At 33.8% G+C, this 17,337-nt stretch carries 17 protein-coding genes; 13 read left to right on the top strand and 4 right to left on the bottom strand.

Annotated elements, in window-relative coordinates; genetic code table 11:
• Positions 1-125: 125 nt before the first annotated feature.
• The 9 genes from NKR20_RS16730 (at position 126) to NKR20_RS16690 (ending at position 8,174) form a co-directional block, all read left to right on the top strand.
• Positions 126-989, top strand: coding sequence for a DUF6612 family protein (locus tag NKR20_RS16730; RefSeq protein WP_253427723.1), 864 nt, complete (start codon positions 126-128; stop codon positions 987-989).
• Positions 990-1,184: 195 nt separating this feature from the next.
• Positions 1,185-2,141: an ABC transporter permease gene (locus NKR20_RS16725; RefSeq protein ID WP_253427721.1), complete on the top strand. Its 957-nt coding sequence runs from the start codon at positions 1,185-1,187 to the stop codon at positions 2,139-2,141.
• Entirely contained in the window at positions 2,128-3,081 is a 954-nt protein-coding gene (locus NKR20_RS16720; RefSeq protein ID WP_253427719.1) for an iron chelate uptake ABC transporter family permease subunit, read from the top strand. The genes NKR20_RS16725 and NKR20_RS16720 overlap by 14 nt, the downstream gene beginning before the upstream one ends.
• The gene (locus NKR20_RS16715) at positions 3,081-3,848 is read left to right on the top strand and encodes an iron ABC transporter ATP-binding protein (RefSeq protein WP_253427717.1); all 768 of its coding nucleotides are present in this window, start codon (positions 3,081-3,083) and stop codon (positions 3,846-3,848) included. The genes NKR20_RS16720 and NKR20_RS16715 overlap by 1 nt, the downstream gene beginning before the upstream one ends.
• A gap of 191 nt (positions 3,849-4,039) precedes the next feature.
• Positions 4,040-5,083, top strand: coding sequence for a siderophore ABC transporter substrate-binding protein (locus NKR20_RS16710; protein ID WP_253427715.1), 1,044 nt, complete (start codon positions 4,040-4,042; stop codon positions 5,081-5,083).
• 120 nt (positions 5,084-5,203) lie between these two features.
• The gene (locus NKR20_RS16705; RefSeq protein ID WP_253427713.1) at positions 5,204-5,815 is read left to right on the top strand and encodes a phosphatase PAP2 family protein; all 612 of its coding nucleotides are present in this window, start codon (positions 5,204-5,206) and stop codon (positions 5,813-5,815) included.
• A 136-nt stretch (positions 5,816-5,951) separates the two neighbouring features.
• Positions 5,952-6,773: a zinc transporter ZupT gene (gene zupT, locus NKR20_RS16700; RefSeq protein ID WP_253427711.1), complete on the top strand. Its 822-nt coding sequence runs from the start codon at positions 5,952-5,954 to the stop codon at positions 6,771-6,773.
• A gap of 208 nt (positions 6,774-6,981) precedes the next feature.
• Positions 6,982-7,302, top strand: a complete 321-nt coding sequence (locus NKR20_RS16695) for a helix-turn-helix domain-containing protein (protein ID WP_121216062.1) — start codon at positions 6,982-6,984, stop codon at positions 7,300-7,302.
• 8 nt (positions 7,303-7,310) lie between these two features.
• Positions 7,311-8,174, top strand: coding sequence for an IS3 family transposase (locus NKR20_RS16690; RefSeq protein WP_121216063.1), 864 nt, complete (start codon positions 7,311-7,313; stop codon positions 8,172-8,174).
• A gap of 119 nt (positions 8,175-8,293) precedes the next feature.
• Here the strand turns inward: NKR20_RS16690 and NKR20_RS16685 are convergent, their stop codons facing one another.
• The 3 genes from NKR20_RS16685 to thrC form a co-directional block, all read right to left on the bottom strand.
• The gene (locus NKR20_RS16685; RefSeq protein ID WP_253427709.1) at positions 8,294-8,941 is read right to left on the bottom strand and encodes an NAD(P)-dependent oxidoreductase; all 648 of its coding nucleotides are present in this window, start codon (positions 8,939-8,941) and stop codon (positions 8,294-8,296) included.
• 160 nt (positions 8,942-9,101) lie between these two features.
• A complete protein-coding gene (gene thrB, locus NKR20_RS16680) occupies positions 9,102-10,019 on the bottom strand; it encodes a homoserine kinase (protein ID WP_253427707.1) in 918 nt (305 codons plus the stop codon).
• Positions 10,016-11,068: a threonine synthase gene (gene thrC, locus NKR20_RS16675; RefSeq protein ID WP_253427705.1), complete on the bottom strand. Its 1,053-nt coding sequence runs from the start codon at positions 11,066-11,068 to the stop codon at positions 10,016-10,018. Before thrC ends, thrB begins: the two co-directional genes overlap by 4 nt.
• Before the next feature lie 872 nt (positions 11,069-11,940).
• On the opposite strand from thrC, the gene NKR20_RS16670 reads away from it, so the two are divergent.
• Both NKR20_RS16670 and NKR20_RS16665 read left to right on the top strand, forming a co-directional pair.
• Positions 11,941-12,795, top strand: coding sequence for a MurR/RpiR family transcriptional regulator (locus NKR20_RS16670; RefSeq protein WP_253427703.1), 855 nt, complete (start codon positions 11,941-11,943; stop codon positions 12,793-12,795).
• A gap of 319 nt (positions 12,796-13,114) precedes the next feature.
• Positions 13,115-14,038 (top strand): manganese-dependent inorganic pyrophosphatase, encoded by a 924-nt coding sequence (locus NKR20_RS16665; protein ID WP_121213113.1) that lies wholly within the window; start codon positions 13,115-13,117, stop codon positions 14,036-14,038.
• A 39-nt stretch (positions 14,039-14,077) separates the two neighbouring features.
• Here NKR20_RS16665 and NKR20_RS16660 read toward each other — a convergent pair whose 3' ends face one another.
• Positions 14,078-15,457, bottom strand: coding sequence for an FAD-dependent oxidoreductase (locus NKR20_RS16660; protein WP_121213114.1), 1,380 nt, complete (start codon positions 15,455-15,457; stop codon positions 14,078-14,080).
• A 130-nt stretch (positions 15,458-15,587) separates the two neighbouring features.
• Here NKR20_RS16660 and NKR20_RS16655 point away from each other — a divergent pair, with 130 nt between their 5' ends.
• Positions 15,588-16,292 (top strand): DsbA family oxidoreductase, encoded by a 705-nt coding sequence (locus NKR20_RS16655; RefSeq protein WP_253427700.1) that lies wholly within the window; start codon positions 15,588-15,590, stop codon positions 16,290-16,292.
• A 149-nt stretch (positions 16,293-16,441) separates the two neighbouring features.
• Positions 16,442-17,080: an FMN-dependent NADH-azoreductase gene (locus tag NKR20_RS16650; protein ID WP_121213116.1), complete on the top strand. Its 639-nt coding sequence runs from the start codon at positions 16,442-16,444 to the stop codon at positions 17,078-17,080.
• Positions 17,081-17,337: the final 257 nt, after the last annotated feature.

Here is a 17,337-nt window from a genome sequence, read left to right as displayed (position 1 = left end):
TTCGGACTCTTTTTTTATATAGAAAGAAACAAATTTTAGGTGTTCTATATAAAAAGTGACACCTGTACCATTACTAATACGTTATTTAATGGTACCCTTATATAATAGAAAGGACGGGATATGTAGTGAAAAAATGGGGATACGCATTTTTTACATCTCTATTAGTTTTCGTATTAGCTGCGTGTAGTGAAACTGCAGAACCGAAAACGGGAACGAAAGAAGAAAGTAAAAGTGAACTTACCTTGCAAGAAGTATATGATAAAGCTATTGAACGTCAAAATGAGTTAGAAAGTGTTAGTGCAGATATGAAAATGAACCAAGTAATTACTTTTGGTTCTGGTGAAGAAAAATTTGTAATGGGCACAAAGAGTAATATGAAAATGGATATGATAGTCGATCCATTAGCAATGTACATGGATGGTACAATGACAATGGAAGATCCTGATTCAGGGGACGATATCAATGTAGATATGGAAATGTACATGTCTGAACAAGGGTTATTTATGCAAGATTCAGAATCGAAACAATGGATGAAACTTCCGTCCGATCAATTTGATATGGTGATGGGGCAAACTGCGAATCAAGCAAATGCCGCTGAGCAATTAGAAGCTTTAAAATCTTTTATTGATGAATTTAAATTTGAACAAACAGATTCTGAGTATGTTTTAACTTTAAGTGCTGCAAGTGATAAGTTTAAAGAATATATGTTGGAACAAATGCAACTGAATCAAATGTTAGGTGTTCCTAGTGAAGAAGAAGAAATGTTTGAGAATATGACATTTGATAAAGTGAATTATACGATTAATATTAATAAAGATAATTTTGATATTCTTTCTATGGATATGGTTGTCAATATGGGTATTGGTGTTGAAGGACAAGAAATATCTATGGAGATGAATACAAATATTACTTTTGATAACGTTAATGGCGTAAAAAATATTGTCGTTCCTCAAGAAGTAATTGATAAAGCAGTAGAAATTGAACAATAATCAAAAATCTCTCAATGAATAAACTCATTGGGAGATTTTTTGTATGTTTATTAATATGAGTGCATCTATACTCGACCTGTTCACAATCTATTATTGATTTTTTAATATTTTGTTATTATAATGAGGAAGAGTTCGAAGATGAGAATCATTTTCATTATACATACTTGATAATTATAGAGAATATGGGGATTAAAAATGAGACTATGGATGTTAATAACCGCTTCAATCATCCTGTCACTTATCTCGCTATTTGTTGGTGCAATTGATATTAGGCCGAGTGACCTTCTCGATTGGGAATCAGATAAAACGCAAATTTTCTTAATGAGTCGTGTTCCAAGATTAATGGCCATTATTTTAGCGGGGGCAGGAATGAGTATTGCCGGCTTAATTATGCAAAGTTTAAGTCGCAATAAGTTCGTATCACCTTCGACAGCAGGTACATTAGATGCTGCAAAATTAGGAGTTATTGTTGCAATGGTGTTTTTCACCAATGTGACATATATGGAAAAAATTATTTTTAGTTTTGCTTTTGGATTAATTGGAACAATTCTTTTTATGCAAATACTTGATCGTATAAAGTTTAAAGATGTTATTTTCGTACCATTAATTGGGATTATGTATGGGAATATATTATCTTCCATTGGTACATTTATAGGTTATGAGTCAGATATTTTACAAAATGTACAATCTTTCTTTATAGGAAGCTTCACGTTAGTTGTATCAGGTCGCTATGAGTTATTGTATTTAGCGGTTCCTGCTATTATTTTAGCTTACATATTTGCAAATAAATTTACTGTAGCTGGGATGGGTGAGGATTTTGCTAAAAACCTAGGACTTAGCTACAAAACAGTATTAAATTTAGGTTTAGTAATCGTAGCAGTTATTTCAACAACTGTAATTCTAACTGTTGGGGTTATTCCTTTCTTAGGGTTAATTGTACCAAATATCGTATCTCTTTATTTAGGTGACAATTTACGTAAAACGATTCCTCACACAATTTTCTTAGGGGTTGTCTTCTTATTAGTTTGTGACATTTTCAGCCGAATTATTGTATACCCTTATGAAGTTCCGGTTAATATTACAGTCGCAGTAATAGGCAGTGCGATCTTCTTAGTAATGTTATTTAGGGGGAAAGCATATGCGAAAAAATAGTACGAAACTTCTTATTTTATTTGGTTTAGCAATTGTATGCATTTTACTTTTTTCATTTTATAACATTCAAGGTGGATTTAGTTATGCTTTCCCGCGACGCTTAATCCGTGTATGTGCAATGGTGATCACTGGTATTGCAATTGCCTATTCAACGATTATGTTCCAGACGATTACTCAAAATCGAATTTTAACACCATCCATTATGGGGATTGACTCCATGTATGAAGTGGTTCAAACGATTATTTTCTTTTCATTAGGAGCATCTTCAATTTTTGTTGTAAATCGTTATTTAAACTTTGGGGTAGCAATCATTGTTATGGTTGCATTTGCTTTAATCCTTTATCGATTTTTATTTAGAGCAGATAAACACCCAATTTATTTATTATTACTTGTAGGGATGATTTTAGGTGTATTACTAGGTAATTTCGTAAATTTCCTTCAAGTATTGATTGATCCGATAGAATATATAAGTTTACAAAATAAACTATTTGCAAGTTTTACAAACGTTAAATCAGAGTTAGTATACATTTGTATTGTGATTTTAGGTATTGCTTTTATATATGGATCTCGATTAATGCGAGAATTAGATGTAATGTCTTTAGGGCGTGAAACAGCAATTAACCTAGGTGTCAACTACGATAAAATCGTATTAAAAGTATTAGTTTTATCCTCTATTTTAATCGCAACATCAACAGCTCTTGTTGGACCAGTCACATTTTTAGGATTAATTGTTTCCAATTTAGCATATCAATTTATGGTGACGTATAAACATTCGGTACTTATTACTGCTGCAAGTTTAATCAGTATTATTGCATTAGTGGGTGGGCAATTCCTTGTTCTACACGTCTTTAATTTAAATACTACTATTAGTGTAATAATTAATTTTGTCGGTGGTATATACTTCATTTACTTATTATTAAAAGAAAGTAGGTCTGCATAATGATCGAGATTAAAGGAGTAACGAAACACTTTGGTAAAAAGCCTGTAGTTGAAGATGTAACAGTGACGATTCAACCAAAAACAATTACATCCTTTATCGGACCTAATGGGGCAGGTAAATCGACGTTATTATCAATGGTCAGTCGATTATTAGATTCAGATACTGGTGAAGTGTTCCTAGATAAAAATAATGTCAAAAAGATGAAGTCGGATGACTTTGCAAAACGAGTAGCAATTTTAAAGCAATCAAACCATTTAAATGTTCGATTAACAATACGTGAGTTAGTTTCTTTTGGACGTTATCCTTATTCAAAGGGGCGTTTAACTGCTGAAGATGAAAAGTTCATTGATCAAGCAATTGAATATATGAATTTAACAGACATGCAAGATAAATTCCTGGACGAATTATCTGGCGGACAAAAACAACGTGCATTTATTTCTATGGTTATTGCACAAGATACGGAATATATTTTGCTAGATGAGCCTTTAAATAACTTGGATATGAAGCATTCTGTCCAAATTATGAAAATCCTAAGACAATTAGTAGATGAACTTGGTAAGACGGTCGTAATTGTACTCCATGATATAAATTTTGCATCTGTTTATTCAGATCGTATTGTTGCCCTTAAAAATGGCCGTGTTGTAAAAGATGGTCAAACACATGAAATTATAAATTCTGAAGCTTTACGTGAAGTCTATGATATGGATATTCCTGTACAAGAACAGAATGGATGTCGTATTTGCGTATACTTTAATTCGCATTCTTAGTGATGATTTAGTAGTAGAGGTTGTGCAGAAAGGATACTTTCTGCACAACTTCGTTTTTAAAAATTTATTAAAGCGTTATAGAAAAAATATTTAAAAAAGTATTGACGTTAATTTTTCAAGTGCTATAATTTCAATTAGCTGATAATGATTATCATTATCGATAAGTAAAAGAGAACAGGAGAGAAATAAAAATGAAAAAATGGAAGTATATAACTGCCACAGCGTTATTAACACTTGCTCTAGCTGCATGTGGTGCTGAAGAGGAATCAACAACTGATACAGCGACGGAGGATACTGCTACAGAACAATCTGCTGACACATCAGCAACTGAAAATTCTGCATTTCCAATGACTGTTGCACCATTAACTGCTGAAAGTGAAGATGAAGAATCAGGTACTAAAACAGTATTTGAAGATGTAACATTAGAACAACAACCTGAACGTCTTGTTGTTTTAGACTATGGTTTCTTAGATACTCTTGATGCATTAGGTGTTGAAGGTGTTGTAGGTGTAGCACAAAACGGTGGTAAAGGTTTCTTACCAGAAAACTTAAAAGAGAAATACTTTACAAGTGATATCGCAGACGCTGGATCTTTAAAAGAACTTAACTTAGAAGCAGTTGCTGCTGCTGAACCAGATGTAATTTTCATCTCTGGTCGTCAAGCTGGTTACTATGAAGAATTAACAGAAATTACACCAAATGTAATCTATATTGCTTCTGACAATGAAGATTATGTACAAGGTATTTATGAATCTGTTGACTTAGCTGCTAAAATCTTTGGTAAAGAAGATAAAGCTGAAGAGTTAAAAGCTGCATTCCAAGAAAAAGTTGATGCATTAAAAGAAAAAGCATCTGGTTATGAAAATGCATTAGTAACAATGTACAATGAGAAAAAACTTTCTGGTTTCGATAACGGTGAAAAATCTCGTTTTGCATACGTATATAATGACTTTGGCTTCAATCCTGCTGTAACAGGTATCGAAACTTCATCTCATGGTTCTGACTTCTCATTTGAATCTGTATTAAAAGTTGACCCAGAAGTATTATTAGTAGTTGACCGTGGTGCTAATGAAGAAGTAGCTAAAGCGGATGTTGAAAACGATATTATTAAACAAACTCGTGCATACAAAGATGGAAAAATCGTTTACCTTGATGGTACTACTTGGTACTTCTCTTCAGGCGGTATCACAACTGAAACAAGTAAAATTGATGAAATCTTAAACGAATTAAAATAAGAATATAGAAACAGCTGTTATTGTAAAAAAACGTCCTATTCCTAGGGCGTTTTTTGTGTTATTTTATTATTTTGAATAATAAATTTTACTAGGTTAGTAAATTTAGATGGTGAGGTTTTTATGAAAAAAGTTTCGTACATACTGGCTTTCATTTCACTTTGTATTTTCATTATTATCTTTACTAGTTTTGAGAAGCCAATGTTTGTAAAAATGGATCAATCAGTAACTAATTTTTTCTATGGTAACAAGTTTATTTCAGCTTTTCATTACATAGGAAACACAAAAGTGATTGTTGCCACTTCTTTAATACTGTTAATCGTTTTATGGTTAAGGCAAAGAAATTTTCGAGGAATGCTTTTTGTATTGTTGTCGATTGCAGGTGGGAGAGTATTAAATCAAATTATAAAAAATGTAGTCGATCGTCCAAGACCAGAAATGGTGGATCAGCTTACGTCATTTAGTTTTCCATCGGGTCATGCAATGCTTTCCTTATTATTATTGTTTACAATTGCTTATTTACTATCAGAAGTTGTTGTAAGCAAAAAGAATATGGTATTTGTTTGGGTAGTGGCGATACTACTTACTATATTAATAGGCTTGTCTAGGATTGCAGACAATCATCATTATCCTACAGATGTCTTTGCTGGTTGGACAATTGCCTATTTCTGGTTCATAATTTGTGTGTTTTGGTATGAACAAAGAAAGACAAAGTTTAATAAAATGAAAAAATAACACCTAATTTTAGGTGTTATTTTTTTAATGAAATGTTGTCTATGAGCATAATATGTTGATGAGTTAAAAAAAGTTGCACAAAGGAAACTTTTCTGTATATAATACTAGTATTATAAAAAAGGAGACTGGATACCGTATGGAAGGAAACGTTATTTTTGCTTTAGGTTTGACGTTGTTTGCAGGGTTAGCCACCGGGGTTGGAGCTTTAATTGCTTTTTTTACCACAAGAACAAATAAAAAGTTTCTTTCAGCTGCATTAGGTTTTTCTGCAGGTGTCATGATTTATGTTTCCTTAATCGAAATCTTTGTAAAGGCAAAGGATTCCCTTACAACGGCTTTAGGGGATACGCAAGGCTATTGGATGACGGTTATTGGCTTTTTTGGGGGGATGCTACTTATTGCTCTAATTGACCGCTTTATTCCAAAGAAAAGCAATCCACATGAAGTGAAAACCGTTGAAGATGTAAACGCAGTTAAGTTACAAAAGAGTGTTGGTATAGATGAAGAAAAGTTGATGAAGATGGGGGTCTTTACCGCTTTAGCAATAGGGATTCATAATTTTCCAGAAGGTATTGCAACGTTTATGTCTGCGATACAAGATCCAAATGTAGGTATCGCTATCGCAATTGCAGTAGCAATTCATAATATTCCAGAGGGGATAGCTGTTGCTGTACCGATATATTTCGCAACAGGGATACGGAAAAAAGCCTTTAAATTATCCTTCTTTTCAGGTTTAGCAGAACCTGTTGGAGCAATCGTTGCTTATATCATCTTAATGCCATTTTTAACAGAGGCCATGTTCGGTATTATTTTTGCTGGTGTTGCAGGGATAATGGTCTTCATATCCCTAGATGAGTTACTACCAGCAGCTCAGAAATATGACGAGACGCATTTATCAATTTATGGGTTAGTAGCTGGTATGGCTGTGATGGCAGTGAGTTTATTGTTATTGGCATAAAAAGGTGCCGTCTGAAATATCCTTCTGAGACGACAGCTTTACGATTATTGTTATCATTATAATCGCAGGACCATTATTTTATTGTGGATATTTATAAATATGAAAGGCTGTGTTAAAAAGTCAATTTGATATTATCCCCTTTAAGTAGACAATGTAAAAAAGGCTACGGTAATCTGTAGCTAACAGTCTATTTAGAGGGGATTTTTCTATGTCCAGAAAAAACAATACTTATTCAAATGATTTCAAATTACAAGTTGTTTTATCTTACTTAAATAGTGAAGATAGCTATGTAACAACTGCAAAAAAGTTTAACCTCCGAAGTAAAACTCAGGTGGAAAGATGGGTTCAAAAATATAAAGAAGTAGGTTCGATTGAAGCTTTTAACCGCCTACCTTCTTCAGGATCTGGCGCAAAAGGTGTGAAGAATCCCTTAAAAGGAAAACGTGTTCACTTTAATAGTGTAGAAGAAGAACGTGATTACTATAAAGCTCAGGTTGAATATTTAAAAAAGCAGTATCCAAATCTGTAAATGGAGGAATGCCAACTTATCCAGATCGTTATCAAATTATAGAGGAAATGAAAGATCGCTATCCTATTACGTGGCTGACTGAAATGGCAAAAGTAGAACGTTCAGGCTATTATAAGTGGATTAAAAACGGTAAGACATCATCCCGTAAACAAGCTGATATCGTGTTAAAGGAACACATTTTATCGATTCATCAGAAATATAAAATGTATGGTTATCCACGCATGAAAATTGCTTTACGGGAGAAAGGATTCCATGTGAATCATAAGAAAGTTTATCGATTAATGTGTGAACTCGGCATTCACTCGATTATCCGTAAAAAGCGTCGTGTATGGAAAAATCAGATGTCACGTGTATTTGATAATGTACTAAAGCGCCAATTTAACGAGCGAACAGAAAATGAAGTATTCGTCACTGATATCACATATTTACCAACGAAAAGTGGATTCCTCTACTTATCGGCTGTGCAAGATTTATATAACAACGAAATTGTCGCTTGGAAGATTAGCGAACGTAACGATTTAGAATTAGTGATGGATACGCTACAGGAATTGACGGCAAAAAGAAATGTGTATCGAAGCATTATTCACTCAGATCAAGGCTTCCAATACACATCCATTAAATATCATCAGACAGTTGAACAACTTGGCATGATTGGTAGTCATTCTCGCAAGGGAAACTGCCATGATAACGCATGTATCGAGTCATTCTTCTCGCACTTTAAAAGTGAGTGTTTGTATTTATTACATGATCATTCAGCAGATGAAGTGAGACAGGCTGTGGAGGAATACATTTACTTTTATAACTACCAACGCTTCCAAAAACGACTCAACCACCTGGCACCGATAGAATATCGACACCAGATGGCTGCTTAGTCTCTTTTAAAGCTGTCTACTTGACTGGGGTAAGTCCAATTTGACTTTTAACACAGCCCCTTAATTTTTATTCTATTGTATTATGAACACATAATAATAGAAACAATCATACGGTTCTTTTAAGATGCAGATGTCGCGTTTTCAGATGCGACAGTAAACTGTTCATTTACATGCTTAGGTCTTTCGATTTCGTCTAAAACAGCAACTGCATAATCTGCATAGCTTACATAGCTAATTTGTTGTGAATTAAGAAGAAGGCGATTTTTACCTAAAATGTAGTGGCCAGTTCGAGGACCATCAGAATCGAATAAAGGAGATGGACTTAAGAATGTCCATTTAATAGATGATTTCTTTAAGTCAGTTAAGTTTTGTAATTGTTGTAGAGCTATTTTGCGAGACTCTTGAGGAAACTCGGGAATATCGATTAAACGCGTTTTACATTCCCGATCGATAAATAGACTACCAGGTCCACCAACAACGAATAAACGTGTATTTGTACCTTCTAGTTGATTAATTAAATGTCTTCCTAACTCTACAAGTGAGAATTTTTCACCTGGTAAGGCATTATACGCATTAATTAACACATCAAAGTGCATTAAATCCCTCTTAGTTAGTTGGAATCCTTCCTTCTTAACAACTTTAATATTTCGGTCAATTAATCTTTCTTTTTCACGTACGAATGCGGTAATTTCATGATTCCGCATTTTAGCCTCCATTATAATATTTCTACCGGCTTTACTTGACGCGCCAATAATGCCAATTTTCATAATGAATTACCCCTTTCGAACGTTTTTTGGAAGTGTTAAAGGATGCGTGAATAGATTGAAGCATCTTTAGAGGGTTAGTGGAAAATAAAAAAAGATGCCCAATAATTCATATATATGATTCATTGGACATCTTTATTAATGATTTTAGAAATTTTTATGATTATGCTAAAACATCATTTACAACTTCAATTACTGAAATGCCTTGATGATCTGCTCTTGTAAGCAAAATTTCATGCTCAGGGAATTGTTGTTTCATTTTGTTTACAAACTGCTCAGAAATAGCAGGGGGTATGATCGAAATTACAGTAGGGCCAGCACCACTTAGGGCAGTACCATATGCTCCAGCTTCTTTAGCAGCTTTATGAATTTCATCAAAGTTAGGAATTAGTTTTGCACGGAATGGTTCATGGAATAAATCAGATTCCATATAACGACCAATTCGTTCATAATCTTTGTTAATTAATGAAGCGGCTAACATATTAGCATTTGCACTTGCACGAACTGCATAACCACGGTCGAACTGTTCAGGTAATACTTTGCGAGCTTCTGAAGTTTTTAATTCAACATTTGGTACGAATACTACAAAAGCTGCATCTAAATTTTTTACATGGATTGTATCTACTACACCATCTTCATCAAGCATTGAAATTGTAAGACCACCTAAAACAGATGCGGATGCATTATCAGGGTGTCCTTCGATTTGTGATGAGATGTTTAATTTATCTTGTGTTGTAAGGTTCAGCTCACATACAAGGTTCGCTAATTCAATAGCAGCGACTATTGCGGCAGCACTACTACCTAAGCCACGTGCGAAAGGTAATTCACTTTTCATTTCAATTCTGCATGCAGGTAGTTTTTTACCGTAACGATCCGCAACGTCTTTTGCAATTGTGTATATTAAATGTTCTTCTAATACGAACTCTTTTGGTAGGTGATCAGAAAGATGGATAATTTCCCATTTGTCTGAAATTGACACTGTTAATTCTAAATATAAGGACAAACTAAGTCCAATGGAATCAAACCCAGGTCCTAAGTTAGCAGTGCTTCCAGGGACAGTGATTTGCCATTTTTTACTCATAGAATTCCCTCAATATATTTACGAATTTCTTCTTCATCATTTTTAAGTGATACTAAATCAACTTTCGATACATTCATCGCTGTATCTGGGTCTTTTAAACCGTTTCCTGTGAAAACAGTTACGACACGGCTACCTTTTTCAATTTTACCGCTATTTACAGACTTAATGACACCTGCAAGAGAAGCAGCAGAACCTGGCTCAACAAAGATTCCTTCTGTACCAGCGATTAGTTTGTAAGCAGCTAAGATTTCATCATCTGTAACTGAATCAATAATACCGCCTGATTCGTCACGAGCAGCTTCTGCTAATTTCCAGCTAGCTGGGTTACCGATACGAATTGCAGTTGCAACAGTTTCTGGGTTTGCAATTGGCTCACCTTTTACGATTGCAGCAGCACCTTCTGCTTCAAAACCATACATTTTTGGTAGGCCAGTATTTTTTGCTTCATTATATTCTTTGAAACCTTTCCAGTAAGCAGTAATATTACCAGCGTTACCAACTGGAATACATAAGTAGTCTGGAGCATGTCCAAGGCTGTCTACAATTTCAAATGCGGCAGTTTTTTGTCCTTCAATACGATATGGATTAACTGAGTTTACTAATTTTACAGGTGTTGTTTCACTAACTTGACGAACGATTGATAATGCATCGTCAAAGTTACCGTCGATTTCAATAATTTTTGCACCATACATACATGCTTGTGCTAGTTTACCAAGAGCTACTTTACCTTTAGGAATAACAACGATAGATTGAATACCAGCGCGAGTTGCATAAGCAGATGCAGCAGCTGATGTATTACCAGTAGAAGCACAGATTACACATTTAGCCCCATCTTCAATTGCTTTCGCAACAGCAAAAACCATACCGCGATCTTTAAACGATCCTGTTGGGTTTGCTCCCTCAATTTTTCCATATAATTCAACGCCAAGTTCTTTTGATAAATTTACTAAATGAATAAGTGGTGTATTACCTTCATTTAAAGTTAAAGATGGCGTATTTTCAGTAACGGGTAAAAATTCTTTATATTCTTCGATTAGACCTTTCCACATAACGAGTTAGCTCCTTTTGTTCTCACTGGATGAACAGTTGTTTGTATATAAAAGACATTTTAACGCAAAATAGTGGTATTTATCAATAGTATTTAAGAAATTAACAAAATACTCTTATTAATTTAAGTAACTTTATTAAGATGAGTAGAAATAGAATAATTATATGTTCTTTAAATCAGGAAATCCTAAAATATTGTAGGATACACAACTAGGTAAAGTAGTAAAGTAAACATTGCTGCATCTACTACTCAGTTTTCGGGGAAGAAACAGAATTCAATATATAAGATAAAAGACAATTTTCTAGAAATTAGTTGTCCTAATAAGAATATTTTTGAATCTGTCCCTTTGCTATCGAAGCCGATAAACCAAACAATTAGAAGCAGGGATTAGGATACATAACAAGGTAAAAGGGTGTACTTGAATGTATTAGCATTTGCCTCTTAGCTTTGGGTACAGAAATGCCTAGCTTTCAAAATTAGAAAAAAGACCACCTTTTTTAGAAAATAATGGTTCTAGAAATATGTTTTTGTCCCTGACGTTTCGCTTTCGGTGCGGAAAAACGAGACACTCTTGCGTAGTAATTGGAATCCCCACCTAAAATAATGCAATGTACGAATTAATGCACCTGACGCTTCGCTTTCGGTGCAGAAAAGCCCAACACTCTTGTCCAGGGGAGTGTTGGGTTTTTTGTCGAATTTTATCGCAATAAAGTCAGAAAATTTGACAAAATGATGTCTTTTTTAGTTAAAAATTTAGTAAGTTAAAGTTTTTTCTGAAAACTTATTGTATTCCATTTTTAATGATGTTAATCTAGCTTTTATTAAAATATATGTATATATATACAACGGGGTAGGAAGGAAGTGGAAGTTGACATGAGCTTTTGTAATGAAATTAAAAAACGTTTCATCCGATTATCTAGAGGGCAGCGAAAGGTTGCACAGTTTGTTATTGATAACCCAAATATTATCGCAACTCATATTGCTTCTGATGTTGGAAAGCTTATCGGGGTAAGTGAATCAACGGTAATAAGATTTTGTTATGCTATGGAATTATCTGGTTTCTCTGAACTGCAGGAACGAATTAAAGAAGATTTAATTGGGGCGAAAAATACAGATATTGGTGATCACCCACTTATTACAAAAAAACAAGAACCTCTTTTTAGTAACGTAATGAATCGAGATATTACAAGCATTTTAAATACAATTCAGTTAGTCGAAGAAAATCAGTTTGAGCAAACTGTAAAGTGGATGCACGAATCGAATTTTATATATGTACTAGGCTTTAGACATTCTTCTCCTTCAGCAAGTTTTTTAAGCAATACTTTAGGTAATTACAGAAGACACGTAAAACAAATTCAACATGATGTAGAAGATATTGTTCAACAAATTAGCGGGATGGACGAGCAATCCTTACTATTTGTATTAGCATTGGATGCAGTTCTCGAGGATGTCTTAACAATTACTAAAATAGCAAGAAATAAAAATGTGAAGATCGTTGCTATAACAAATTCAGGTTTATCTCCTATTCGAGAATATGCAGATATCGTATTTACTGTTGGGGCACAAAAACAAGCTTCTGCAGAAACGATAATTGCCTCCCATTCTTTAATCCATTCATTAGTGGAAGGAATGGTAGCTCAAAATAAGAGACAATATACTACATTCCAAAAATCGAATGCGCAAATTGAGAGTAACTTTCTATTCTTAGAAAAAACAAAAATAATTTAAGAATCCTTATGAGTGAATTCGTTAAAAAAGTGCGAATTCACTTTTTTCTAGGATCATTAAAAATACGTCTTATGCATAAATTTGCATTCTTTATACAGTGCAAAAAGTGCAATAATTACCCTAAAAACCATTCAAAAAGTAGAAAAACTTTAATTTTTTAAATTTTGAATGCTTGAAAATTAGCGAATATTGCTGTCGAGTTTTGTCCGATAATTGGATTATTATAAGTTTGGAAATGAAGTTCTATTTTTCTAATTATCAATAGGTATGTTAAAATATACACGAAATATATAACCACTGATTATAGGAGGCCTCATTCATGAGCAAAGTATTAGTTTTTGGACATAAAAACCCAGATACAGACACAATCACGTCTGCAATTGTTTATGCATACTTAAAACAACAATTAGGTGTTGATGCTGAAGCAGTTCGCCTTGGCGAAGTAAATAATGAAACACAATATGCACTAGATAAATTCGGTTTTGAAGCACCAAGATTAATTGGTAATGTGGCAGAAGAAGCAAATGAAGTTATTTTAGTTGACCACAACGAACGTCAACAATCTGCTGATGGAGTAGAACAAGTAAAAGTAACTGAAGTAATTGACCATCACCGTATTGCGAACTTCGAAACTTCTGACCCACTATACTACCGTGCAGAACCAGTTGGCTGTACTGCAACTATTTTAAATAAAATCTTTAAAGAAAATAATATTGAAATCCCTGCAAACATTGCTGGATTAATGTTATCAGCGATCGTTTCTGATACTTTATTATTTAAATCACCAACTTGCACAGAGCAAGATGTACAAGCTGGTAACGAATTAGCTGAAAAAGCTGGAGTTGACGCAGCTGACTATGGTTTAGCAATGTTAAAAGCTGGTGCAGACCTTTCTGATAAATCATTAGAAGATTTATTATCATTAGATGCGAAAGAATTTACATTTGGCGATGTAAAAGCGGTTGTTGCTCAAGTAAACGCTGTTGATGTAAATGATGTATTAAATCGTAAAGAAGAGTTAGTAAGTTTATTAAATAAAAACGTAGAAGATAACAATTTAAACTTATTCTTCTTCGTTGTAACAGATATTTTAAATAATGATTCAACTGCTGTAGTAGTAGGTAGCGCAGCTCAAGCAGCAGCAGCGAGCTTCGGAAAAGAACTAGTAAATGATTTAGTGGATTTACCAGGTGTTGTATCTCGTAAAAAACAAATCGTACCAGTTTTAACAGAAGGACTATAAAAACTAAAATCCCCGACGATTTTTGGTCGGGGATTCTTTTTATTTCTTTAATTTTAAAGGGTATACTGCTGGGCCTTCAATTACATTTCCGTTTTTGTCAAAACGAGAACCGTGACATGGACAATCCCATGTTTCGTCTCCTTCATTCCATTTTGTTTTACAGCCGAGATGAGTGCATTTTGGAGCTTCAATTCTTGTTATATATCCACCAGCGAGATTTGTTGTAACGAGACCTAGAATTTTTAGTGCTCTTATAAATTTTAGTCCAAAATTACCTCTTGAAGGACTATAAATATCAGCAGCTCTATGTTTTTCCCTCGTAATGGCACTTGAAATAATTTCACCTGCAACAAGTGAATTGGAAAGTCCCCATTTTCGATAACCAGTCGCTACAAAAATATTAGATTCATTTTCAGTAATTTGCCCAATATATGGCATTAAGTCTGGAGTATCTGGATCTTGTGCACTCCAGCAATAAGTTGGATCTGTTAAATCGAAAACAGAAGTCATTTCAGATTTTAACGTGTCATAATAGTTTTGCGTATTTTTCTTCGTACCAGCAGTATGACTCGTGCCACCATAAATAAAATATGGGGTGTTAGAAATTAAAGCTGTACGAATCGTTCTTGATGCACTATCAACAGATAGATACTGTCCTTTTAATAATTCAGAAGTTTTTGTTGCAAGTAAATAAGAACGTTCTACAGAAAGTTTTGTTGTATATAATCCTTTTATGGATTCAATTGGGTAATGTGAACAAAGAACTAAATGTTTATAAGATACGCGATGATCATCTTCAGTTAACACATAATTCTCATCCATAACTATTTTCGTTACGCGACTTCGAACGAATATTTGTGCACCTTCTTTTAAAGCATGTTTTGCAAAATGGATTGCAAAATTCGTAGGGTGAATTTGATAAGTATCTGGCATTTTTATTGAACCAGTTACTGAAAATGGCAATTCGGTTTCTGTAGTTTCTATACCAGGTAAGTCCAATGTTTTATAGGCGTTAAATTCATCCTGTAATGTTTGTTTCCCTTCATCTGTTGTTGAATAAATAAATGAATCAACATTTTGATACAAATCAACAGGTGCATCTTGAAGGGCTTGATTAATTGCCTTCCAATTCGCATCAAAATATGTTCTTACTTCCTCTTTAGAAAAAGTTTTTAACATTTTACTAAAAACGAGACCGTGTTGTGGTGTTAATTTTCCAGTAGAATGCCCTGTTGTACCAATTCCAACTGCATCTTTTGCTTCAATAAGTGCAACATTAATGCCTTTTTTAGCAAGTAAATAAGCCGTGTAAACCCCAGATAAACCACCACCAATAATACAAACATCACTATCTATATTATTGGCAACCTTAGATGAAGAAATATTGTTAATATTTGATAGCCACAATGAATTTTGCATAAGGGCCCCCAGTAAAGTAATATTTTTATCCAGTATTGGAACTTTTCAAATAAATATACAATTGAGCACAATTATTGTAGGAATATTGATGCCACCGTAAAATAAATATTAGAAGGAGGAGGAAGAAAACATGAAAATTGAAGTGTGGTCTGATTATGTTTGCCCATTTTGTTATATTGGGAAACGTCAGTTAGAAATGGCGATTAAGGATACGGGTTACGGAGATCAAATAGAGGTTGAATATAAAAGTTTTTTACTAGACCCTACAACTCCTCTTGATGCAAAGGATTCGGTATATTCTTCTTTAGCGAGAAAATACAACATTTCGGTAGAGCAAGCAAAAAATATGACAAAAGGTGTAGCCGAACGAGCAAAAGAAGTTGGACTAGAATATGATTTCGATAATATGAAAGAAGCAAATACAGTAGCAGCACATCGTTTAGCAAAATGGGCAGCAACAAAACAAAATGGTGCAGAATTTAGTGAAAGAGTACTAAAAGCCTATTTCTTAGAAGGGAAGGCAATTGGTCAACATGATATCCTTCTAAGTTTAGTAGATGAGTTAGGGCTTGATAAGACAGAGGCACAACAGGTGTTAAATAGCAATCAGTTTGCAGAAGATATTGAACGTGATATATACGATGCACAACAAATTGGAGTGCGAGGGGTGCCATTCTTTGTATTTAACAATAAATACGGTATTTCAGGGGCACAACCTCAAAAACTATTTGAACAAACAATTGAAAAGGCTGCAAGTGAAGCTGGGTTAAAACCAAAACTGAAAATGGTTGGGGACCAGGGAGATTCGTGTTCTGATGGACAATGTAATTTATAATGAATTTCTTTGATATTACTAGGTAAAATCGTGATTTCGGTCAAAAGTATGAGCCTTGTTTTGTTGATATATTATTAATCCTCCTTTATGATATTTGTGTATCTTGATTTCAAGATTTATGAATTAGAGATTAAAGGAGAGTAAAATAGATGACTAATATACTAGTAATTAAAGCAAATAATAGACCAGATGGAGTTTCAACAAAAATGTTTGAAACTTATGTTGAGGAAGCAAAAAAAGTTGAAGGATTAAATGTTACCACTTATGATGTGTATGAAGAAGATACACCTTATTTCGGGCAAGATTTATTCAACGCTTTTGGAAAAGTACAAAACGGGGAAGAATTAACAGACCTTGAATCGCGTTTACTAGCAGCGAAACAAAAAGCAATGGACGCTATTACTGCAGCAGATGTAGTAGTAATTGCATTTCCAATGTGGAACTTAACAATTCCTGCAAAACTACACACTTTCATTGATTACATTTATCAATCTGGCTTTATGTTTAAATACACACCAGAAGGTAAAGCGTTGCAATTACTAACAGATAAAAAGTATGTTGTTTTAAATGCTCGAGGTGGTATTTACTCAACACCAGAAGCACAGCCATTAGAAATGGCAGTTAACTTCATTAAAAATGTATTTGGTGGCGTAGGTGGTATGCAGCTTCTTGATGAAGTAATTATAGAAGGTCATAATGCTAATCGAAATCAAGCAGAAGAAATCATAGCAGAAGGTCTGCAACGTGTGAAAGCTTCAGTAGAAAAGTTAGCAACAGTAAATGCATAACAACATATACTAAATAAAAGGATGTGCAGAAAGTTTCTACACATCCTTTTTCTATGTTTTGAAAATATATTATTGTTCGATATCCGTTTTATATGGCGATTATTAAGACGTTTTACCATAATGAATAGATATCTTTGTAACTTCATAAAATCTTTGAAGTAGGGGATATATCTCTATAAAAAAATGCATCTCTTAATTTTTATTAAATTTGATAAAGTTGAAAATCAATATTTACATCCATATCTTCACCGATCAAT

The sequence above is a fragment of the Ureibacillus endophyticus genome, assembly GCF_024159215.1.
Lineage (GTDB): Bacteria > Bacillota > Bacilli > Bacillales_A > Planococcaceae > Ureibacillus > Ureibacillus endophyticus.
The sequence above is the reverse complement of the archived record's forward strand: the minus strand, read 5'-3'. Positions and strand labels throughout refer to the sequence as shown.